Source organism: Parafrankia soli (assembly GCF_001854695.1).
Taxonomy (GTDB): Bacteria; Actinomycetota; Actinomycetes; order Frankiales; family Frankiaceae; genus Parafrankia; species Parafrankia soli.
Genome location: NZ_MAXA01000183.1, coordinates 1 through 1,220, shown reverse-complemented (window position 1 = coordinate 1,220; position 1,220 = coordinate 1). Strand labels below are relative to the sequence as shown.

Here is a 1,220-nt window from a genome sequence, read left to right as displayed (position 1 = left end):
TGGATCTGGCGCTGATCTTGTGATTCTTCCGACCGGCCGCTGATCATCTGGCAAGCAGGACCCGTTTGCGGAGGAGGTCGAAGCTGGCGCGGCCGTACATCTGTCTTTTGATCATTTTGATGCGGTTGACGTTGCCTTCGACGACGCCGGAGCTGTGGGGTTCGGTGAGTCCGGCGAGGACGGCGGCGTGGTCGTTGCGTAGGCCGTGGGTAAAGCGGTGCAGGTCGGGCTGGTCGTCGGCCTCGACCATGGCGATCCAGGCATCGAGCCGGTCGCCGTGGCGTTCGACGAGCATCTCGGCGAAGCCAGCGACGTGGGTCGCGGTCGCGGCAAGTGGCGGGCTGCGCTCGAGGATCTTTTTCAGGGCTGTGGTGTCGTCGGCGTCGAGCCGGTCGGGGCGGGTGAGGATCCAGCGGGTGACGGTGCGGACCTTCGGCGCCGCCGGCGCGGGGGCGGGGGCGCGGCCGGCGGCGCGCAGCGGGCGTAGGTAGGCCAGGACGATGGTCTGGCTGCCGGTGTAGCCGCGGGCGGAGATCTCGCGGAACAGCTGGCTGCCGTTGGTGACGCCGACGTTGAACCGTTCGTGCAGGTAGGGCTTGTGCGCGTCGAGGACGCTGACCCGGCCCTCGCGGGCCCTGGCCAGGACATCCTCGACCGTCTCGGCCCGGTAGTACTTGCGGACGGTTTCCTTCGCCAGTCCGAGCTGGCGCTTGATGGTCTTGATGCCCAGGCCCTGGGCCTTGAGCTCCTGCACCGCGGCGTAACGGTCCCGGGCGTGGCGGACGAAGTCCTGCTGCTCGAACTGCTCGGCGCGCACCGCCGCCGCCTTCGCCTCGACGTCGACCTGCTCGGGTTCCGCTGGCCGCGGCACTGGTTCGGCGGCAGGTTCGCGCAGGTCAGCCCGGTGGCGGGTGACGGTCTTCTCGACGTAGCCGGCCAGGTTGTGCCACAGATGCCAGCGATCCGCGATCTGGGTGGCGTCCGGTGCGCCGGTGCGCGCGCCGTCGGCGTAGGCGCCGCCCCGGTCGCGGCAGACGGTCTCGGTGCCGGGATGCGACTTCAGCCAGGCCGCGAACGTGTCGGCCTCCCGGTCAGTGAGCAGGTCCACGGGCTGGCCGGTGGTCACGTCGACGAGCACGGTGCCGTAGGTGTGGCCGCGGCGCAGCGCGAAGTCGTCGACTCCGAGCACCGCGACCGTCGCGACCGCGGGGTCGGGCAGT

General features: G+C 70.4%; 1 protein-coding gene. It reads right to left on the bottom strand.

Going from position 1 to position 1,220, the window contains the following annotated elements:
- Nucleotides 1-43: 43 nt before the first annotated feature.
- Nucleotides 44-1,220 (bottom strand): ISL3 family transposase (locus BBK14_RS14995; protein ID WP_157904270.1); only part of this gene is annotated, 1,177 nt, incomplete at its 5' end.